The sequence below is a fragment of the Streptomyces filamentosus genome (assembly GCF_014654895.1).
In the GTDB taxonomy this organism is placed as follows: Bacteria; Actinomycetota; Actinomycetes; order Streptomycetales; family Streptomycetaceae; genus Streptomyces; species Streptomyces filamentosus.
In genome coordinates this window covers 3,873,534-3,892,482 of record NZ_BNBE01000001.1, presented here as the reverse complement: position 1 = coordinate 3,892,482, position 18,949 = coordinate 3,873,534, and the positions used below count along the sequence as shown (strand labels likewise).

At 73.3% G+C, this 18,949-nt stretch carries 16 protein-coding genes; 7 read left to right on the top strand and 9 right to left on the bottom strand.

What is annotated here, in order from left to right; genetic code table 11:
• Window positions 1-65: 65 nt before the first annotated feature.
• Window positions 66-659: a biotin transporter BioY gene (locus IE326_RS17490; protein WP_190041983.1), complete on the bottom strand. Its 594-nt coding sequence runs from the start codon at window positions 657-659 to the stop codon at window positions 66-68.
• Window positions 660-917: 258 nt separating this feature from the next.
• On the opposite strand from IE326_RS17490, the gene IE326_RS17485 reads away from it, so the two are divergent.
• The 3 genes from IE326_RS17485 to IE326_RS17475 all read left to right on the top strand — a co-directional run bounded on the left by IE326_RS17485 (window position 918) and on the right by IE326_RS17475 (window position 4,701).
• Window positions 918-2,324 carry an amino acid permease gene (locus IE326_RS17485; protein ID WP_190041982.1) on the top strand — a complete coding sequence of 469 codons (1,407 nt, stop codon included), beginning with the start codon at window positions 918-920 and terminating at the stop codon, window positions 2,322-2,324.
• A gap of 116 nt (window positions 2,325-2,440) precedes the next feature.
• A complete protein-coding gene (locus IE326_RS17480) occupies window positions 2,441-3,853 on the top strand; it encodes an amino acid permease (protein WP_190041981.1) in 1,413 nt (470 codons plus the stop codon).
• 200 nt (window positions 3,854-4,053) lie between these two features.
• Window positions 4,054-4,701, top strand: a complete 648-nt coding sequence (locus IE326_RS17475) for a superoxide dismutase (protein WP_150228200.1) — start codon at window positions 4,054-4,056, stop codon at window positions 4,699-4,701.
• 123 nt (window positions 4,702-4,824) lie between these two features.
• Here IE326_RS17475 and IE326_RS17470 read toward each other — a convergent pair whose 3' ends face one another.
• Window positions 4,825-5,460: a mycothiol-dependent nitroreductase Rv2466c family protein gene (locus IE326_RS17470; protein WP_150228201.1), complete on the bottom strand. Its 636-nt coding sequence runs from the start codon at window positions 5,458-5,460 to the stop codon at window positions 4,825-4,827.
• Between the two features lie 140 nt (window positions 5,461-5,600).
• On the opposite strand from IE326_RS17470, the gene pepN reads away from it, so the two are divergent.
• Together pepN and IE326_RS17460 are read left to right on the top strand one after the other, a co-directional pair.
• Window positions 5,601-8,162: an aminopeptidase N gene (gene pepN / locus IE326_RS17465; RefSeq protein ID WP_190041980.1), complete on the top strand. Its 2,562-nt coding sequence runs from the start codon at window positions 5,601-5,603 to the stop codon at window positions 8,160-8,162.
• A 185-nt stretch (window positions 8,163-8,347) separates the two neighbouring features.
• Window positions 8,348-9,355, top strand: coding sequence for a hypothetical protein (locus IE326_RS17460; protein ID WP_190041979.1), 1,008 nt, complete (start codon window positions 8,348-8,350; stop codon window positions 9,353-9,355).
• 3 nt (window positions 9,356-9,358) lie between these two features.
• On the opposite strand, the gene IE326_RS17455 is transcribed toward IE326_RS17460, so the two are convergent.
• From IE326_RS17455 to IE326_RS17435, 5 genes are all read right to left on the bottom strand, one after another.
• A complete protein-coding gene (locus tag IE326_RS17455; RefSeq protein ID WP_150228204.1) occupies window positions 9,359-10,531 on the bottom strand; it encodes a serine hydrolase domain-containing protein in 1,173 nt (390 codons plus the stop codon).
• 98 nt (window positions 10,532-10,629) lie between these two features.
• Window positions 10,630-11,097, bottom strand: coding sequence for an NUDIX hydrolase (locus IE326_RS17450; protein ID WP_150228205.1), 468 nt, complete (start codon window positions 11,095-11,097; stop codon window positions 10,630-10,632).
• A 22-nt stretch (window positions 11,098-11,119) separates the two neighbouring features.
• Window positions 11,120-11,692: an HPP family protein gene (locus IE326_RS17445; RefSeq protein WP_150228206.1), complete on the bottom strand. Its 573-nt coding sequence runs from the start codon at window positions 11,690-11,692 to the stop codon at window positions 11,120-11,122.
• A gap of 54 nt (window positions 11,693-11,746) precedes the next feature.
• Window positions 11,747-12,631: a pyridoxamine 5'-phosphate oxidase family protein gene (locus IE326_RS17440; RefSeq protein WP_190041978.1), complete on the bottom strand. Its 885-nt coding sequence runs from the start codon at window positions 12,629-12,631 to the stop codon at window positions 11,747-11,749.
• 131 nt (window positions 12,632-12,762) lie between these two features.
• Window positions 12,763-13,218, bottom strand: coding sequence for a VOC family protein (locus IE326_RS17435; RefSeq protein ID WP_150228208.1), 456 nt, complete (start codon window positions 13,216-13,218; stop codon window positions 12,763-12,765).
• 138 nt (window positions 13,219-13,356) lie between these two features.
• On the opposite strand from IE326_RS17435, the gene IE326_RS17430 reads away from it, so the two are divergent.
• Together IE326_RS17430 and IE326_RS17425 are read left to right on the top strand one after the other, a co-directional pair.
• Entirely contained in the window at window positions 13,357-13,908 is a 552-nt protein-coding gene (locus tag IE326_RS17430) for a CGNR zinc finger domain-containing protein (protein ID WP_150228209.1), read from the top strand.
• A 217-nt stretch (window positions 13,909-14,125) separates the two neighbouring features.
• Entirely contained in the window at window positions 14,126-17,437 is a 3,312-nt protein-coding gene (locus IE326_RS17425; protein WP_190041976.1) for a S8 family serine peptidase, read from the top strand.
• Between the two features lie 233 nt (window positions 17,438-17,670).
• On the opposite strand, the gene IE326_RS17420 is transcribed toward IE326_RS17425, so the two are convergent.
• Complete coding sequence (locus IE326_RS17420; protein ID WP_190041975.1) at window positions 17,671-18,417, bottom strand: hypothetical protein; 747 nt, start codon at window positions 18,415-18,417, stop codon at window positions 17,671-17,673.
• Between the two features lie 2 nt (window positions 18,418-18,419).
• Window positions 18,420-18,893: a sigma-70 family RNA polymerase sigma factor gene (locus tag IE326_RS17415; RefSeq protein ID WP_170313909.1), complete on the bottom strand. Its 474-nt coding sequence runs from the start codon at window positions 18,891-18,893 to the stop codon at window positions 18,420-18,422.
• Between the last annotated feature and the right edge of the window lie 56 nt (window positions 18,894-18,949).

Genomic DNA, 18,949 nt, shown 5'->3' with positions numbered 1-18,949 from the left:
CCCGCCGTACGCGAAGGGCCCGCCGCTCCGTGCCGGAGCGGCGGGCCCTTCGCGTACGGCGGGGGTCAGCCCTTGCGGCCGACGAGCTTCCAGGCGGCCGGGAGGGCGCCCATGGCGAGGGCGGCCTTGAGGGCGTCGCCGATGAGGAAGGGGGTCAGGCCGGCGGCGACCGCCTGGCCGAGGGTCATGCCGGTGGCGAGGGCCAGGTAGGGCACGCCGACCGCGTAGATGATCGCGGAGCCGAGGACCATGGTGCCGGCGGTGCGCAGCACCGAGCGGTCGGCGCCGCGGCGGGCGAGGGCGCCGACGACGGTCGCGGCGAGGAGCATGCCGAGGACGTAGCCGAAGGACGGCATGGCGTAGCCGGAGGCCGCCTCCGCGAACCACGGGACGCCCGCCATGCCGGCGAGGGCGTACAGGGCGAGGGCGAGGAAGCCGCGGCGGGCGCCGAGGGCGGTGCCGACGAGCAGGGCGGCGAAGGTCTGGCCGGAGACCGGGACCGGGGAGCCGGGGACCGGGACGGTGAGCTGGGCGGCCAGGCCGGTGAGGGCGGCGCCGCCGGCGACGAGGGCGAGGTCGCGGACGCGGCTCGCCGGGAGGAGGTCGGCCAGGACGGTGCCCGTACGGAGGGTACGGACGGGGGCGGCGGCGGTGCTCATCGGTACTCCGCGGGGGTGAGGGGGCGGGGACAGGGTGACGCTACGGCAGGAGTGAACGTTCGATCACCGTCAGCCGCCGACAAAGCCGCGCCGCAGGGCTTCATCGAGTTCCGACAAAGGCGCCCCCGACCCGCGGGCGCCACGTGACGCTTGTCACTGACGACTCGGCAGGTGTCGTCCCTTTTGCGTCCGGAGGTGCCCAGCGGGGAGACTGTGGGGTCTCCATAAGTTCCTCTCCCAGAGCGCGAGTCCCCCACCATGCGCGACGACGCCCCGCCCTCCTCCCCCCTCGCCGAACCCGAGCCCCTTTCGCACGGCCTGAAGCAGCGTCACCTGACGATGCTCGGGCTCGGCGGGGTCATCGGCGCCGGCCTCTTCGTCGGCTCCGGGGCGGGCATCGCCGTCGCCGGGCCCGGGATCGTGGTCTCGTACCTGCTCGCGGGGGCGCTCGCGATGCTGGTGATGCGGATGCTCGGCGAGATGTCGGCGGCGATGCCGGCGTCCGGGGCGTTCTCGGTGCACGCGGAGCGGGCGCTCGGCCGCTGGGCGGGCTTCTCGGTGGGGTGGCTGTACTGGTTCCTGCTCGTCGTCGTGCTCGCCGTGGAGGCGACAGGCGCGGCGCGGATCGCGCACGGGTGGGTGCCGGGGGTCCCGCAGTGGGGCTGGGTGCTGCTCTTCATGGTGGTCTTCACGGCGGCGAACCTGGCGGCGGTGAAGAACTTCGGCGAGTTCGAGTTCTGGTTCGCGGCGCTGAAGGTCGGCGCGATCGTGCTCTTCCTGGCGCTCGGCGTCCTCGCGATCGGCGGCTGGCTGCCGGACACCGATCCGGTGGGGCTCGCGAACCTGACCGGGCAGGGCGGCTTCCTGCCGAACGGCTGGTCCGGAGTGGTCTCCGGGGTCCTCGCGGTGGTCTTCGCCTTCGGCGGCCTGGAGGTCGTCACGATCGCGGCGGCCGAGTCGGAGGACCCGGCGCGAAACGTGGCGCGGGCGGTGCGCAGCGCCGTGTGGCGGATCCTCCTCTTCTACGTGGGCTCGATGCTGGTGATCGTGACCCTGCTGCCGTGGACGTCGATCGTGCCGGGCGAGTCGCCGTACGTGGCGGTGCTGGACGCGATCGGGGTGCCGGGCGCGGGGCAGATCATGAACGTGGTGGTGTTCGTGGCGCTGCTCTCGGCGCTCAACGCCAACCTGTACGGCTCGTCCCGGATGGTCTTCTCGCTGGCGGAGCGCGGGGAGGCGCCGAAGGGGCTGCTGCGGGTGTCGGGCGGCGGGGTGCCCCGGCGGGCGGTGCTCGCCTCGGTGGCGTTCGGCTTCGTGTCGGTGCTGCTGAATCTGAAGTGGCCGGACTCCGTCTTCCTCTACATGCTCAACGCGGTCGGCGCGGTGCTGCTCTTCGTGTGGGCGCTGATCGCGGTGTCGCAGCTGCGGCTGCGGCCGCGGATCGAGCGGGAGGTGCCGGAAGCGCCGACGCTGCGGATGTGGGGCTTCCCGTGGCTGACGTGGACGGCGCTGGCGGCGATGGCCGCGGTGCTGGTGCTGATGCTGTGCGACGACGCGAGCCGGCCGCAGGTGCTGTGGTCGGCGGGGGCGACGGGGGCGGTGCTGCTGGTGGCGGGGGTGCGGGAGCTGCTGGAGGCCCGCAGGTCCACGACGAAGCGGAACTAGATCTTCACCTTGTGTGAAGGTGGTGACCGTATAGCGGACACCCGTTCCCCCTGAGCGGTACCGGCACCCAGACTGTGGGCTCCCCTCCCCGTCTCAGCCTATGAACAGGGTTGCCCATGTCTCGGACCACCGCACCCGCGCGGGCCGACCGCCAGGACGGCACCACCGCTCCCGCCGAGGGCCTCTCGCACGGCCTCAAGCAGCGCCATCTGTCGATGATCGCGCTCGGCGGCGTCATCGGCGCCGGCCTCTTCGTCGGCTCCGGCGCCGGCATCGCCGCCGCCGGGCCCTCGATCGTCGTCGCGTACGCGATCTCCGGCGTGCTCGTCATGCTGGTCATGCGGATGCTCGGCGAGATGTCCGCGGCCAACCCCGCCTCCGGCTCCTTCTCCGTCCACGCCGAGCGCGCCTTCGGCCCGTGGGCCGGCTTCACCTCCGGCTGGGCCTTCTGGTTCCTGCTCTGCGTGGCCGTCGGCCTGGAGGGCATCGGCGCGGCGAACATCATGACGGGCTGGTTCCCGGGCACCCCGGAGTGGGCCTGGGTGCTGCTCTTCATGGTGGTCTTCTGCGGCACCAACCTGGCGGCGGTGAAGAACTTCGGCGAGTTCGAGTTCTGGTTCGCCGCGCTGAAGGTCGGCGCGATCGTCCTCTTCCTCGGCATCGGCGTCCTCGCCATCACCGGCCTGCTGCCCGGCACCGACGACATCCCCGGCACCTCGAACCTCCTCGGCGACCACGGCTTCTTCCCGAACGGCTCCGAGGGCCTGATCGTCGGCCTGCTCGCCTCCGTCTTCGCGTACGGCGGCCTGGAGACGGTCACCATCGCGGCGGCCGAGTCCGAGCACCCGGTGCAGGGCGTCGCCAAGGCCGTCCGCACCGCGATGTGGCGGATCGCGCTCTTCTACATCGGCTCGATGGCGGTCATCGTCACCCTCGTCCCGTGGGACGACCCGGCGGTCGTCGAGAAGGGCCCGTACGTCGCCACCCTCGACTTCCTGGGCATCCCGGCCGCCGGCCAGATCATGAACGTGGTCGTGCTCGTCGCCCTGCTCTCGGCGATGAACGCCAACGTCTACGGCGCCTCCCGGATGGCCCGCTCGCTGATCGCCCGCGGCCAGGGCCCGCGGGCCGTCGGCCGCACCTACGGCGGCGTGCCGCGCCCGGCCGTCCTGCTCTCCTCGGTCGTCGGCTTCGGCGCCGTGCTGCTGAGCTACTGGTCGCCGGACAAGGCGTTCATCTGGCTCCTCAACACGATCGGCGCGATCATCCTCGTCGTCTGGTTCTTCATCGCCGCCTCCCAGCTGGTGCTGCGCCGCCGCACCCAGCGCGAGGCCCCGGAGAAGCTGGTCGTGCGCATGTGGGGCTTCCCGTACCTGACGTGGGTGGCGCTGGCCGGCATGGCCGGGATCTTCTACCTGATGGCCGTGGAGGAGGGCACCCGGGTGCAGCTGTACGCCACGGGCGCGCTGACCCTGGTCCTCGCGGCGGTCGGCTTCGGCCTCCAGAAGGCGCGCGCCGCCAAGGGCTGACGCCCCGACAACCCCTTCCCGAACGCCCCGCCGGGCAGCCCCGGCGGGGCGTTCGGCATCTCCGGGCCCGGGTCCGGGTCCCCGTCCGGGCCCGGCCGGGGGAACTAGGACCAAGGACTGATCAACTTCTCCCGCAGGTGCTGTTAGCCTGCACTTGCATATAGGTTGCAATAAGAGAAGTCAGCGGAAGGGCTCGGCACATGGCGATCTACACACTTCCGGAACTGCCGTACGACTACGCGGCACTGGAGCCGGTGATCAACCCGCAGATCATCGAGCTGCACCACGACAAGCACCACGCCGCCTACGTCAAGGGCGCCAACGACACCCTGGAGCAGCTGGAGGAGGCCCGCGACAAGGAGCAGTGGGGCTCGATCAACGGCCTGGAGAAGAACCTGGCCTTCCACCTCTCCGGCCACATCCTCCACTCCGTCTACTGGCACAACATGGCCTCCCCGAAGGGCGGCGAGGGCGGCGGCGAGCCGCTGGCCGCCGACGGCACCGGCGAGCTCGCGGACGCGATCACCGAGTCCTTCGGCTCCTTCGCCAAGTTCAAGGCCCAGCTGACCAAGGCCGCGGCGACCACCCAGGGCTCCGGCTGGGGCGTCCTCGCCTACGAGCCGATCAGCGGCCGCCTCATCGTCGAGCAGGTCTACGACCACCAGGGCAACGTCGGCCAGGGCTCCGTGCCGGTCCTCGTCTTCGACGCCTGGGAGCACGCCTTCTACCTCCAGTACAAGAACCAGAAGGTCGACTTCATCGACGCCATGTGGCAGGTCGTGAACTGGCAGGACGTGCAGAAGCGCTACGCCGACGCGAAGGGCCGCACCCCCCTCATCGGCATCTGAGGAAGCTCCTGCTCGTGATCGTCTTCTCCACCTTCACCGGGCAGGCGGATGAAAGAAGGACCCCCGCGATGACGTGAATCGCGGGGGTCCTTCCGTGTGCGGCGCGGACCGCTCGGGGGCGGACTACTCGAAGCTGGGGCCCGCCGTCCGGGTGCGCTTGATCTCGTAGAAGCCCGGGGTGGACGCCACGAGCAGCGTGCCGTCCCACAGCCGGGCCGCGGCCTCGCCGCGCGGGGTCGGGGTGACGACCGGGCCGAAGAAGGCGACCTCGTCGCCGTCCGGGCCGGGGACCGCGATCACCGGGGTGCCGACGTCCTCGCCGACCTTCCCGATGCCCTCCTGGTGGGAGGCGCGCAGCTCGGCGTCGTACGTGTCCTTGTCGGCGTACTCCGCCAGGTCCTCGGGCAGGCCGACGTCCTTCAGCGCGCCGGCGATGGCCTCGCGGGTCGGGCCCTCGCCGTTGTTGTGGAAGCGGGTGCCGAGCGCGGTGTAGAGCTTGCCGACGACCTCGTCGCCGTGCAGCTGCTGCGCCGCTATGACGACGCGGACCGGGCCCCACGCCTTGGTCTCCAGCATCTCGCGGTACTCGGCGGGGACCTCGTCGAGGCGGTGCTCGTTCAGGACGGCGAGGCTCATCACCTTCCAGTTCACGTCCACCGGGCGGACCTTCTCCACCTCCAGCATCCACCGGGAGGTCATCCAGGCCCAGGGGCACAGCGGGTCGAAGAAGAACTCGGCGGTGGTCCTGCTCTCGGACATGTCACTCCTCTGTGCGACGGGCGGGCGATGTGCGCCGTCAGGGCGCAACACCGACCGGCCGGAGGGCATTCCCGTGCGCCGGGCGACAGGTGCTCATGGGAGGATCGGTCCTGTTTCGAACACGCCACGAAGGAGTGACCGTGCCCGGTGAGAACCTGTCCCGCGACGAGGCCCACGAGCGGGCCGCTCTGCTGTCCGTCGACGGCTACGACGTCGCCCTCGACCTGCGCTCGGCGGTCGGCGAGTGCACGGAGGCGGTCCGCACCTTCCGCTCGGTGACGACGATCCGCTTCCGCCGCACGGGGGACGCCGACACGACCTTCGTGGACCTGATCGCGCCCTCGGTCACCTCCGTCACCCTCAACGGGCGGGAGCTGGACCCGGCGGTCGTCTTCGACGGCGCCCGGATCGCCCTCGACGGCCTGGCCGACGAGAACGTGCTGGTCGTCGACGCGCAGTGCGCCTACAGCCGCACCGGCGAGGGCATGCACCGCTTCGTCGACCCCGAGGACGGCGAGGTGTACCTGTACACCCAGTACGAGCCGGCCGACGCCCGCCGGGTCCACGCCGACTTCGAGCAGCCCGACCTCAAGGCGCCGTACCGCTTCGAGGTGACCGCGCCCGAGGACTGGACGGTGTGGAGCAACGGCGCGGGCGAGCGCGGCGCCGACGGCGTGTGGCGCTTCGCCGAGACGAAGCCGATCTCCACGTACATCACCTGCGTGGTGGCCGGCCCGTACCACTACGTCACCGACACCTACCGGCGCGGCGACCTGGAGATCCCGCTCGGCGCGATGTGCCGCAAGGGGCTCGCGAAGCACTTCGACGCGGACGACGTCTTCCTCGTCACCAAGCAGGGCTTCGACTTCTTCCACGACAACTTCGACTTCCCGTACCCCTTCGGCAAGTACGACCAGGCCTTCGTGCCCGAGTACAACCTCGGCGCCATGGAGAACCCCGGCATGGTCACCTTCACCGAGGAGTACGTCTACCGGGGCAAGGTCACCCGGGCGGCCTACGAGCGGCGGGCCAACACGATCCTGCACGAGATGGCCCACATGTGGTTCGGCGACCTGGTCACCATGGTCTGGTGGGACGACCTGTGGCTGAAGGAGTCCTTCGCCGACTTCATGGGCTCCTTCTCGCTCGCCGAGGCCACCCGCTTCACCGACAGCTGGGTCACCTTCGCCAACAACCGCAAGGCGTGGGCCTACCGCGCCGACCAGCTGCCCTCCACCCACCCGGTCACGGCCGACATCCGCGACCTGGAGGACGCCAAGCTGAACTTCGACGGGATCACGTACGCCAAGGGCGCCTCGGTCCTCAAGCAGCTCGTCGCCTACGTGGGCCGGGACGCCTTCCTGGAGGGCGCCCGCCGCTACTTCAAGCGCCACGCCTACGGCAACACCCGCCTGGGCGACCTGCTGTCCGTCCTGGAGGAGACCTCGGGCCGCGACATGAAGGCGTGGTCGAAGGCCTGGCTCCAGACCTCCGGGGTCAACGTGCTCGCCCCCGAGATCACCTACGACGCCGAGGGCCGGATCACCGAGCTCGCCGTCCTCCAGGAGGGCGGCGAGCCGCGCCCGCACCGCGTCGCCGTGGGCCTCTACCGGCGCGTCGACGGGGCGCTGGTGCGGTACGCGCGGGCCGAGGCCGACATCGCCGGCGCCCGCACCGTCGTCGACGCCCTGGCCGGCAGCGAGCGGCCCGAGCTCGTCCTCGTCAACGACGACGACCTCACGTACTGCAAGGTCCGCTTCGACGAGGGCTCGCTCGACACCCTGCGCACCCGCCTCGGGGACATCACCGACCCGCTGGCCCGCGCGGTGTGCTGGTCGGCGCTGTGGAACCTCACCCGGGACGCGCTGATGCCGGCCCGCGACTTCGTCGCCGCCGTGCTCGCCTTCGCCGGGCGAGAGACCGACATCGGCGTCCTCCAGATGGTGCACGCCTGGGCGCGGACCGCCCTCGACCACTACGCGGCCCCCGCCTGGCGTGAGGAGGGCGGCCGGCTGCTCGCCGAGGGCGCGCTGCGCGAGCTGCGGCTCGCCGAGCCGGGCGGCGAGCACCAGCTGACCTGGGCCCGCTTCTTCGCCGCGACCGCCACCGGCGAGGCCGACCTCCAGCTCCTGGAGGGGCTGCTCGCCGGCACCGCCCGGATCGACGGCCTCGACGTCGACCAGGAGCTGCGCTGGGCGCTGCTCTCCCCGCTCGCCGCCACCGGCCGCGCCGACGAGACCCGGATCGGCGAGGAGCTGGCCCGGGACGACACCGCCAGCGGCAAGCGCCACCAGGTGCGGCTGCTCGCCTCGCGGCCCTCGGCGGCGGTGAAGGCCCAGGCGTGGGCGCAGGTCGTCGAGTCGGACGCGCTGTCGAACGCGCTGGCGGGCGCGGTGATCGCCGGGTTCGCGCAGCCCTCGCAGCGCGAGCTGACCGCCCCGTACGCGGAGAAGTACTTCGCGGCGATCGAGCGGATCTGGGCCGAGCGCTCGATCCAGATCGGCATGGACGTGGTCCGGGGGCTGTTCCCCTCGCTCCAGGACCGTCCGGAGACCCTGGCCGCGGCCGACGCCTGGCTGGCGGAGCACGCGGACGCGGCCCCGGCGCTGCGGCGCCTGGTCCTGGAGTCCCGCGACGACCTGGCCCGCGCGCTGCGGGCGCAGGAGTGCGACGCGCGGGAGGGCGACGCGTCGGAGGCATGACGGGAGCGCCGGGGAGGGAGCCTTCCGCAGGGGACTCCCTCCCCGGCCGTCCCTCCCCGGCCGTCCCTCCGGGCCCGTCTCTCTCGGCAGTCGAACGCGCGTACTTTAGTGCGGGCTTGTCCGGATTGGGCAACCGGCCTGTAACAGGCCGTTAGGACCGGGCCGGAGGGCGGAAGACCCCCGGCATGAACCACGACACCTCCCTCACCCCCCGCTCCGGCTCCCTCTCCGCCACCCGGGGCATCACGCAACGACTCGCCTCCACCGGCCAGTTGCGGGCCATGGGCGTGCCCGCCGCCGAGGTCGCCGGACGGTCCGCGGACGGCGGCGACTGGCGGCAGCTGCTCCCCGGCGTCTTCCTGCTCCGTCCGGGCGCCCCGACCGGCGACGACCGGCTGCGGGCCGCGCTGCTCTACGCCCGCCGGGACGACGCGGCGGCGCCGCACGGCCCGGGCCCGATGCTCACCGGGCTCGCCGCGCTCGCCCTGCACGGCTTCGCCTCCGCTCCCCCGCCGGACGCCCTGGAGCGGGTCGAGGTCCTCGTCGGCCGCACCCGGCGGCTGCGCTCGACCGGTTTCGTCCGGGTGGTGCGGGCGCCCGAGTCGCCGGAGCCGGTGGAGCTGGCCGGGCTGCCGGCCGCGCCGGTCGCCCGCGCGGTCGCCGACGCCGTCTCGGGACTGCACGACGCCGGGACCGTCCGGCTGCTGCTCACTGAGGCGGTGCGCGGCGGTCACTGCGAAACCACGCTTCTGGTGCGGGAGTTGAGCCGGTCGCGGCTGCTGACCCGGCCGCACGTGATGGACGCGGTGGACTCGCTCCTGGTGGAGGGGCGGGCGCTGTCGGAGGAGCGGCTGTACGAGATGGTGCGGGACTTCGCGCTGCCGGACCCGGTGTGGAACGTGGACCTGCGGCTGCCGGGCGGGCCGCACCTGGGCGGGGTGGACGCCTACTGGCCCGACCAGGCGGTGGCGGTGGAGCTGGACACCCGGGCGCCGCGGCAGGACGAGGACGCCCTGTGGTCCGAGTACACCCGCAAGCGGGAGCACCTGGAGCGGCTGGGCATCACGGTGGTCCACCTGACCCCGCGCAAGCTGCGCGAGGCGATGGAGCAGCAGGCCACCGTGGTCCGCACGGCGCTGATGGCCGCGTCGGACCGGCAGCCCGCCGCCTATGTCGTCGTCCTGCCCCGGTGAGCGCTACTTCTTCGCCGGGACCGTGCCGCAGAACTCGGCGTCGATGACGGCCTGGGTGTCCCCGGTCCAGTCGGCGTTGATGTTGGCGGCGAGGGTGTGCCGGCCGTCGCGGGTGGTGTACGCCTCCGAGAGCGAGCCGTGGATGCCGCCGCCGTGTCCCCAGATCTCGGTGCCGCAGCTCAGCTTCTGCCAGGAGATGCCGAGGCCGTAGCGGTAGTCGGGGTACTGGGGGGAGACCGGCACGGTGGTGGTGAGCTCGCGCATCTCGGCCTTCGGGAGGAGCCGGCCCTTGAGGAGGGCGCGGTAGAAGGTCTGGAGGTCGGCCGAGTCGGAGATCATCTCGCCGGCCGCGTGGGCGAGGGAGGGGTTGAGCTCGGTGACGTCGTGGACGGGGGACGTCTTCTCGGGGACGAGCGTGGAGTAGGCGCGGCTGCTGGGCCGGGGGACGTTCACCCGGGTGCCGGGGACGCTGGTGGCGCGGAGCTTGAGGGGCTTGATGATCCGGTTCTCGACGGCCTTGCCGTAGGGGCGGCCGGTGACCTCCTCGATGACGAGCCCGGCGAGGACGAAGTTGGTGTTGGAGTAGTGCCAGGAGGTGCCGGGGGCGAAGTCGGGGGCGTGGCTCGTGGCGACGGCGACCAGGTCGCGCGGGTTCCAGGTGTCGTAGCGGTGCTCCAGGAAGCCGGGGCCGAAGACCTTCTCCTGGAAGGCGGGGTCCTCGGTGTAGCTGTAGACGCCGCTGGTGTGGTTGAGGAGCTGGCGGACGGTGATCTTCCGTCCGTCGTGGCCGTTGCCCCGGACGAGGCCGGGGAGCCACTTCTCCACCGGGTCGTCGAGGTCGATGCGGCCCTCGGCCTGGAGCTGGAGGAGGACGGTGGCGGTGAAGGTCTTGGTGATGGAACCGACGCGGAAGCGGTCGGCGCCGCCGCGCTCGCCGGCGGTGCCGGTCCAGGAGCGGCCGTCGATCCGGGCCTGCGCGACGGCACCCGGGACGCCCGCGTCGACGTTGGCCCGGAGCGCGGCCAGGGTGGCGGCGTGGTCCTGCTTCGCGGGGGCCGCCGGGGCGGCGGGGGCTCCGGCGGTCGTCGCGAGGGCGGGGGCGGCGAGCGCGGTGACGGTGAGGCCGGCGGCGAGCGCCGCGGCGACGACGGTACGGGCGGTGCGGGTGGTTCGCATGTGGGTTCCCCTGTGTGCCTGGTCCGGTACTGCGGTCGGCGGGGAGGACCACGGGCGGTGCGGGAGGGTTGAGCCCCCGCGCACCGGTTGAGCCTTTTTCAGCCGTTCGCCGGATCCGTGCGCGGGGAGCGGCCCACGGGGGGCCGCCGGCGCCACAGGTCGAGCCCGACGTCGACGAGTTCGACCCGGGTCAGGCCGGGCACGGAGTCCAGCGGGTGCCAGGCCGCGAGGTCGGTGGAGCCGCCGGTCTCGTGGCGCAGCGCGCCGCCGGTGACGCGGGCCTCGTAGACGATCCCGAGCCCCTGGAAGGAGCCGGGGGCGCCGATCCGGGCGATCCAGCCGCGCATGATCGAGTCGATGCCGAGGAGGGCGGTGGGCTCGACGGCGTACCCCGTCTCCTCCTCGACCTCGCGGACGACGGTCTCGACGGGCTCCTCCCCGTGCTCCATGCCGCCGCCGGGCAGCGTCCACCGCTTGACGCCGTCCCTGGCGACCCAGCGGGCGAGCAGTATCCGACGGTCCCGGACGATCACGGCGTAGGCCGCCACCCGCAGCTCCTGCTTCATGTCCAGCAGGCTAGGCGGACGGCTAGATCCAGTACACGGGATATGCGCGGCGGGTGGCGCGGGCGGTGACGAGGCCGACCGCGACGAGCAGGACGCAGGAGGCGGCGAGCAGGCCGGTGAAGGTCCAGAACGGCGGGGAGCCGAGGGCGACGATCACGGCGGTGGCGGCGGCCGGGGAGTGCGGGGCGCGGGCCAGCATCATCACGCCGAGGGCGAGTCCGCCGGCGACGGCGGCGCTCCACAGGCCGGGGCCCGCGACGGCGAGGACGGCGAAGCCGGTGAGGGCGGAGAGGAGCTGGCCGCCGATGACGGAGCGGGGCTGGGAGAGGGGCAGCTGCGGGGAGGCGGCGACCAGCGCCATGCTCGCGGCGAGCGGCGGGATGAGCAGCGGGTGGTGCAGGACGGTGCCGAGCGCGACCAGCAGGAGGAGGGCGGCGGTGCTGACGCCGGTGGCGGCGAGCAGGGCCGTCGGACGGGGGCGGGGCGGCGGGCCGGGGCGGGCGGGCGCGGGGGCCGGGGCGGCGGCGGGGACGGTGGCGGTGGGCGCGGACGGGGTGGGCGCGGTGGTCTCGGAAGCCTGGGTGGCAGTGGTCACGGGTTCCTCGGGATCATCGATCGGGAGTCCGCGTGCGGGCGGCAGGGGGCGCGATCAGGGGGTGGTCGGGTTGGCCGGGGAGTACTCGGGCGCGGACCAGCGCAGGGGGCCGGCGGCCGGGGTCTCGACGACGCTGTCGACCCGGAAGCGGACGAACCGCTCCTCTGAACGGTATACCGTTTCCGCCCGGCCGCTCAGCTGGAGGGTCGTCCCGTTCTCCCAGTCCAGGAAGAGGAGACCGGCCCTGTCGTCGGTCTCCAGGTTGCCGAGTGTGAGGAACATCGCGTTTCCGGGATAGTCCCGCCAGAGGAGCTCGCGGGGGCTCTCGGCGCGGACGAAGCCGGGGTTGCCGCCGCGGTGGCTGGCGTCGGCGCCGTCCGGTCCCGTGGTGGCGACGAAGAAGGTGTCGGCCGCGCGGACGGCGGCCAGCTGCGCCTCGGTGAGCGCGTCGCCGCGCAGGGCCCGGGGGGCGTCCGGGCCGGCGGGGCCCGAGCCGTACAGCTCGCGCTTCTGGAGGTACTTGGGGCAGTTGGCGAAGACCTGCTCGGCCTCGATCAGGAGACCGCGGGCGCTGGGGCGGGCGGTGCCGTTGAGGCGCATGCGGCGGCGGGTGCGGGGGTCGAGCGCGAGCGTGCCGACGCGGGCCTCACCGGCCAGCGCCGGGGCCAGCGGGTCGCCGGGCCGGACCCCGCCCGCGACCGACACCGTGTGCGGGCCGGTGGCGCGGGCGAAGCCGGGCGCGCCGGTGAGCAGGCTCGCCCAGACGCGGCCGTCCGGGGCCGCCGCGCCGAGGACCAGCATGGGCTGGGCCTCCAGGAAGGCGGCGGCGACGGGACGGATGCCGGGGCGGATGCTCGGCGCGATGTGGGCGGCGGCCTCCCGGAGGCCGAGCCGTTCCTGGACGGCCAGGGAGCCGTGGTGGTACGCGGTGCCGGTCATGGCGGCCTCCTCGGGCGCGGGCTCGGCGGGATGCGGATGCGGACGACACGGACGCGGGCACGGGCGAGGGCACGGACGCGGACGCGGACAAGTGCGCGGGCCCGGGCGCGGATCCGGGTGCGCCCGGGCGGCTAGAAGAAGCCGCAGGTGGGGGCCGCGCCATGGGGGGCCGGGGCCTCCTCGGCGCCCTTGGGGACGGAGATCTCCAGGCGGGTGCCGTCCGGGTCGTGGAAGAAGATGCCGCCGGAGGCCGCGCCCTCGCGGTGGGCGACGACGCCGTCGTGGGCGAAGGTGACGCCCCGCGCCTTGAGGGCGGCCTCCGCCTCGCGGACCTTTTCGATGGACTCGGCCTCGAAGGCCAGGTGGTGCAGGCCGGCGCGGGTCGCGTCGTAACCGCCCTCCGCCTGCTGCCAGAGGGTGAGGACGAGCCGGCCGCCCTGGCCGAGGAAGGCGTGGCGGCGGCCGTCGGCGTCGCCGGAGCCGATCACCTCGAAACCGAGGACCTCGCCGTAGAAGCGGAGCGAGCGGTCCAGGTCGGTGACGTTGACGCCGATGTGCGCCGTGTTCAGCGTGCCGATCGCGGACATGACGGTCCCCCTCGTTTCCGGTCGCCCCCTTCGGGCTAACCGCTTAACTCGACTTTAGAGGTTAGAAGACGAAGGGTGCAACCCGCCACGTACGCTTGAGGGGTTAGATCACCCCGGGGATCGAGGAGGATGCCCGCCATGACCGCCCCGCCCGCCGCCGACCCGCGGCCGCTGACCGGCGAACCGCTCTCCCTGGACCTGCTCAACACCCGCTGGATGGAGGAGGGCGAGCGCCAGGACCTCCTCACCGGCACCGACGGCCTGGCGGTCTGGCTCGCGGCCAACGGCCTCGGCGGGCGCTTCGCCGCCGACGCGGCCACGCTCGCGCACACCCGCACCGCCCGGGAGGCGCTGAAGGACCTGGTGGACCGGCCCGGCGACCCGGAAGCCGCCGCAGGGCTCGACGCCGTCCTCGAACACGGCCGGATCCGTGCGGTGCTCACCGCCGAAGGCCCCGGCGAGCGGACCGAGTTCGCCGATCCGGCGTGGGGCCCGGCGTGGACGGCCGCCCGCGACTACCTGGAGCTGCTGCGCACCGCCCCCGACCGGATCAGGACCTGCGCGCACGAGGCGTGCATCCTGCACTTCCTCGACACCTCGCGGAACGGCACCCGCCGCTGGCACTCGATGGCGACCTGCGGCAACCGCGCGAAGGCGTCCCGGCATTACGCCCGCAGCAAGGACCAGTAGGACCCGACCCGCCGCCGGAGCTGCGTCGAGTCGCCGTCGAATCGCCCCCGTTGGGGGCGATTCGTCATTTCTGGCGGAGACTCCACAGTGGCGGATGTACGCCACGACGACAACCGGCCCTCCAAGAACTCTCCACAAAACCCTGTCACTTGCGAAAGGCTGAGCGGTCATCCGGTACCGAAATCCGGACCCCCTTCTTTCACAAACAGGGATGTAAATGACCACCCCCGAAACGCAGAGCTCCATATCCGGGCGCTCGACCTCTGGGACCAGACGAGCGGCCCGTATCGCCGCCGCCGCCGGCCTGGTGACCGCGCTCGTCGCGGCCGGTGCCGCTCCGGTCCTCGCCGCCGACGACCCGGCGACCACTCCCCCGGTCAAGGCCGCGGAGCCCGCCGACAAGCTCGGTGCCACCGACGCGCAGCGCCTCGCCGAGGCCGAGGCCGCCGGCGAGTCGCACGTCACCATCCTCGTCGCCACCGCCCCCGGCGCGACCGAGCAGGTCGCCGGCCAGCTCGACGCCGTCCCCGGCGGCTCCGTCGGCAAGCGCAACGACGAGCTCGGCTACGTCCGCGCGACGCTGCCGACCGCCAAGGCCGACGCGGCCATCAAGGCCGCCACCAAGCTCTCCTCCGTCCAGTCGGTCGACCTCCAGGCGGAGATCGTCCTGGACGACCCGACCCCGGACGCGGCCGGCTCCGCCCAGGGCACCACGGTGGCCCGGACCTACCCGGCGCCGTCGAAGCGCACCCCGGCGAAGAACCCGTACAACCCGTCCCACGAGACGGGCGCCGTCGAGTTCGTCGAGGACCACCCGAAGGCCGACGGCCGCGGCGTGACCATCGGCATCCTCGACTCCGGCGTCGACCTGGCCCACCCGGCCCTCCAGAAGACCACCACCGGCGAGCGCAAGATCGTCGACTGGGTCACCTCCACCGACCCGATCGCCGACGGCGACGGCACCTGGCGCGCCCAGGTCACCCCGGTCGCGGGCCCGGTCTTCACCGCCGCCTCGCAGTCCTGGAAGGCGCCCGCGGGCTCCTACCAGTGGAGCCGCTTCAGCGAGTCCGTCACCGCGGGCGGCGACCCGGCCGGCGACGTCAACCGCGACGGCGACACCACCGACGTCTTCGGCCTGCTGTACGACCCCGTCGCCGGCACCGTCCGCGTCGACACCGACCAGGACAACGACTTCACGGACAACGAGCCGATGAAGCCGTACAAGGACGGCAACCAGGTCGGCTACTTCGGCACCGACGACCCGGCCACCGACGTCGCCGAGCGCAGCCCGTTCGTCGTGGAGATCCGCAAGGACGTCCCGATGGACCCGTACGGCGGCTCCTGGGTCGGCCAGAAGCGCGACTTCGTCAACATCGGCCTCGTCGAGTCCTCGCACGGCACCCACGTCGCCGGCATCACCGCCGCCAAGGGCCTCTTCGGCGGCAGGATGAACGGCGCCGCCCCCGGCGCGAAGATCGTCTCCTCCCGCGCCTGCACCTGGGACGGCGGCTGCAGCAACGTCGCCCTCACCGAGGGCATGGTCGACCTCGTCGTCAACCGCGGCGTCGACATCGTCAACATGTCGATCGGCGGCCTGCCCGCGCTGAACGACGGCGACAACGTCCGCGCCCGCCTCTACACCCGTCTCATCGACGAGTACGGCGTGCAGCTGGTGATCTCGGCCGGCAACTCCGGCCCCGGCACCAACACGATCGGCGACCCCGGCCTGGCCGACAAGGTCCTCTCGGTCGGCGCGGCCGTCTCCCAGGAGACCTGGGCCGCCAACTACGGCTCGGCCGTGACGAAGAAGTACGCGATGTTCCCCTTCTCCTCGCGCGGTCCGCGTGAGGACGGCGGCGCCACCCCGCTGATCACCGGCCCGGGTTCGGCCGTCAACACCATCCCGACCTGGCAGGCCGGCGAGGGCGTGCCCGAGGCCGGCTACGAGCTGCCCGCCGGCTACGGCATGCTCAACGGCACCTCGATGTCGTCCCCGCAGGTCGCGGGCGCCAGCGCGCTGCTGCTCTCCGCCGCCAAGCAGCGCGGCATCGAGCTCTCCCCGCTGACCCTGCGCACCGCGCTCACCTCGACCGCCGACCGGATCCCCGGCGTCGCGGCCCACGAGCAGGGCTCCGGCCGCATCGACATCGTCGACGCCTGGGAGTCGATCGAGGACGGGGCCACCGCCCACGCCTACAAGGTCGAGGCCCCGGTCGACACCGTGATCTTCCCGGCCCCGCACACCGGCACCGGCGTGTACGACCGCGAGGGCGGCCTCAAGGTCGGCCAGAAGAAGGTCTACGACGTCACCGTCACCCGCACCAGCGGCCCGGACCGTGCCCTCTGGCACGAGCTGGACCTCAAGTACAACGACGGCACCTTCCGGATCCTCGGCGACGACGAGGTCCGCCTCCCGCTGAACACCCCGGTCACCGTCAAGCTGGAGGCCCGCCCGAAGACCGCCGGCGTGCACAGCGTGATCCTGGAGGCCGACGACGAGCGCACCGAGGGCGTCGACAAGCAGATCCTCGCCACCTCGGTCGTCGCGAGCGACCTGGTCGCCCCCGGCTACGACTTCAAGGCCGAGGGTTCGGTCCAGCGCAACAGCCACAAGTCGTACTTCGTGACCGTGCCGAAGGGCGCGACCTCCCTGGAGGTGGCGATCGGCGGCCTGAAGGAGAAGAGCCAGACCCGGTTCATCTCCATCCACCCGTACGGCGTCCCGGTCGACCCGACCGCGACCACCATGTGCTACCCGCACTACAACCCGGCGAACACCTGCCGCCCCGACCAGCGCTCCTACGCCAACCCGCAGGCCGGCGTCTGGGAGATCGAGGTCGAGGCCCGCCGCACCTCGCCGGACCTGGACAACCCGTACAAGCTGGACGTCACCGTCCTCGGCGCCTCCTTCGACCCGGCCGTCCAGACGGTCGCCGAGGCGAAGGTCGGCGTGCCGTCCGCCGTCGAGTGGACCGTCACCAACAAGTTCGCCGGCATCGACGGCAAGCTGAAGGGCGGCTCGCTGGGCTCGGCCAAGGTCGAGACCCCGACCATCCAGCACCACGAGACGCAGACGAGGACCGTCACCGTCGGCGAGGGCGTCGAGCGCCTCGACATCGGGATCGGCAACACCTCCGACAAGGCCGCCGACCTCGACCTGACCGTGCTCCTGAACGGCGTCAAGGTCGCCTCCTCGGCGGACGGCGACTCGGAGGAGGCCGTCTCCCTCGTCAAGCCGAAGGCCGGCACGTACACCGTCGTCATCGACGGCTACGCGGTCCACGCCGAGGGCGGCACGACCTACGACTACAAGGACGTGTACTTCTCCTCGGCGCTCGGCACCGTGAAGGTCGACGAGACGAAGACCTACCCGCTGGCCAACGGCGCGAGCACCAAGGTCCCGGCCGAGGTCCTCGTCGGCGGTCCGGCCCCCGAGGGACGCCAGTTCTTCGGCGAGGTCCGGCTCGTCAACGCGCGCGGCACCGTCGCGGGCACCGGCAGCGTCCTGATCGGCAGCGTCACCCCGTAGCACCCCGCGGCACGAGGAGGGGCGGGCGTCCGTACGGGCGCCCGCCCCTTCCGCGTCCCCGCCCTTCCGGGCCCCCGGTCCTTCCGGCTTCGGCCGAAGCCGGGACCCGGCCCTCACGGGTTCGGCCGAGGCCGGGACCCGGCCCTCACGGGTTCGGCCGAGGCCGGGTCCCGGCCCTCACGGGTTCGGCCGAAGCCGGGACCCGGCCCTTTCGCGCCCCCGCCCCTCCGGGTTCAGCCGCGGCCCGGGCACTCCGCGTCCCCGGCCTCCGCGAGGGCCTTCGCGACCCACTTCCGGCCGTACTCCAGCTCGTCGCGGACCGGGCCGACGTCCTCGCCGAGCTCGCCGGGCGGCTCCATGTCCTGCCGGAAGGTCAGCGTCCCCTCGTCGGCGAAGCGGGAGACGACCACCAGCATCCGCACCCCGGGCCGGTAGTACGACGGGTCCGCCGCCCAGCCCCGGAAGGTCAGCTCGCCGGAGTCCGGCCCCGCCGGCCTGGAGCGCCGCTCCACCCGCAGCACCACCCGGAACTCCCCGTCCTCCCCGGTCGGCCCGGCCCGCAGCACCGTGCCCTCGGCGACGTCCGTGGCGCAGGCCACGATCCCGCCGGGGGTGAGCTTGGCGTCGGCCGCCCCGAGCCCCCCGGACGACGTCCCGGGCCGGGACGCCAGCCACGCCCCTCCGGTGCCGAGCACGCCCAGGGCCAGACAGGCCGCGAGCACCCAGGCCGCCGCGCGCCCGCGCCGCCGGGGACGCACGACCCCGGGACGTACGACCCCGGGACGTACGTCCTCCGGGGGTGCGGCCCCGGGAGGCACGGCCCCCGGGGGTGCGGTCAGCGCCGCGGCGAGGACGCCCAGCTGCTCGCGGATCACGGCCACGTCCGCCAGGGCGCGGGCGACCTCCGGGTCGTCCCCGGGGTCCTCCCCGTCCCCGGGGAAGAGGGCCAGCGCCAGCGGGTCCCGTTCCTGCTCGTCCACCCTCACACCACCTCGTCCGTGCGAAGCCGCAGCCGCATCGCGCGGACGGCGGCGTGCAGCCTGCTCTTGACCGTCCCCTCGGGGACCCCCAGCTCCTCGGCGATCCGGGCCACCGGCAGGTCCGCGTAGAAGCGGAGCACCAGCACCTGCCGCTGGTGGGCCGGGAGCGCGTCCAGGCCGTCGGCGACGGCGAGCGCGAGGACCCGGGCCTCCTCCCCGCCGCCGGCCCCCGGCTCCGGCAGCGCCGTCAGCCGCTCCCCCAGCCGCGCGTCGCGGCGCCGGGCCCGGTGCCAGTCGGCGGCCACCCGGGTGGCGACCACCGCGCACCAGGCGGCCGGGGAGCGCGGCGGCTCCCCCTTCGCACGGGCCTCCACGAGACGCAGACCCACCTGCTGCACCCCGTCCTGGAGCTCCGCGTACGGCACTCCGCCCAGCGCGAGGACCGCCCGCACCCGGTCCGTCAGCGCCGCGTCCATCTGTTCCACCCCGCCCCCTCTCCCTCGTCGGACCCCCCTTCGACGCACGGGCTCCG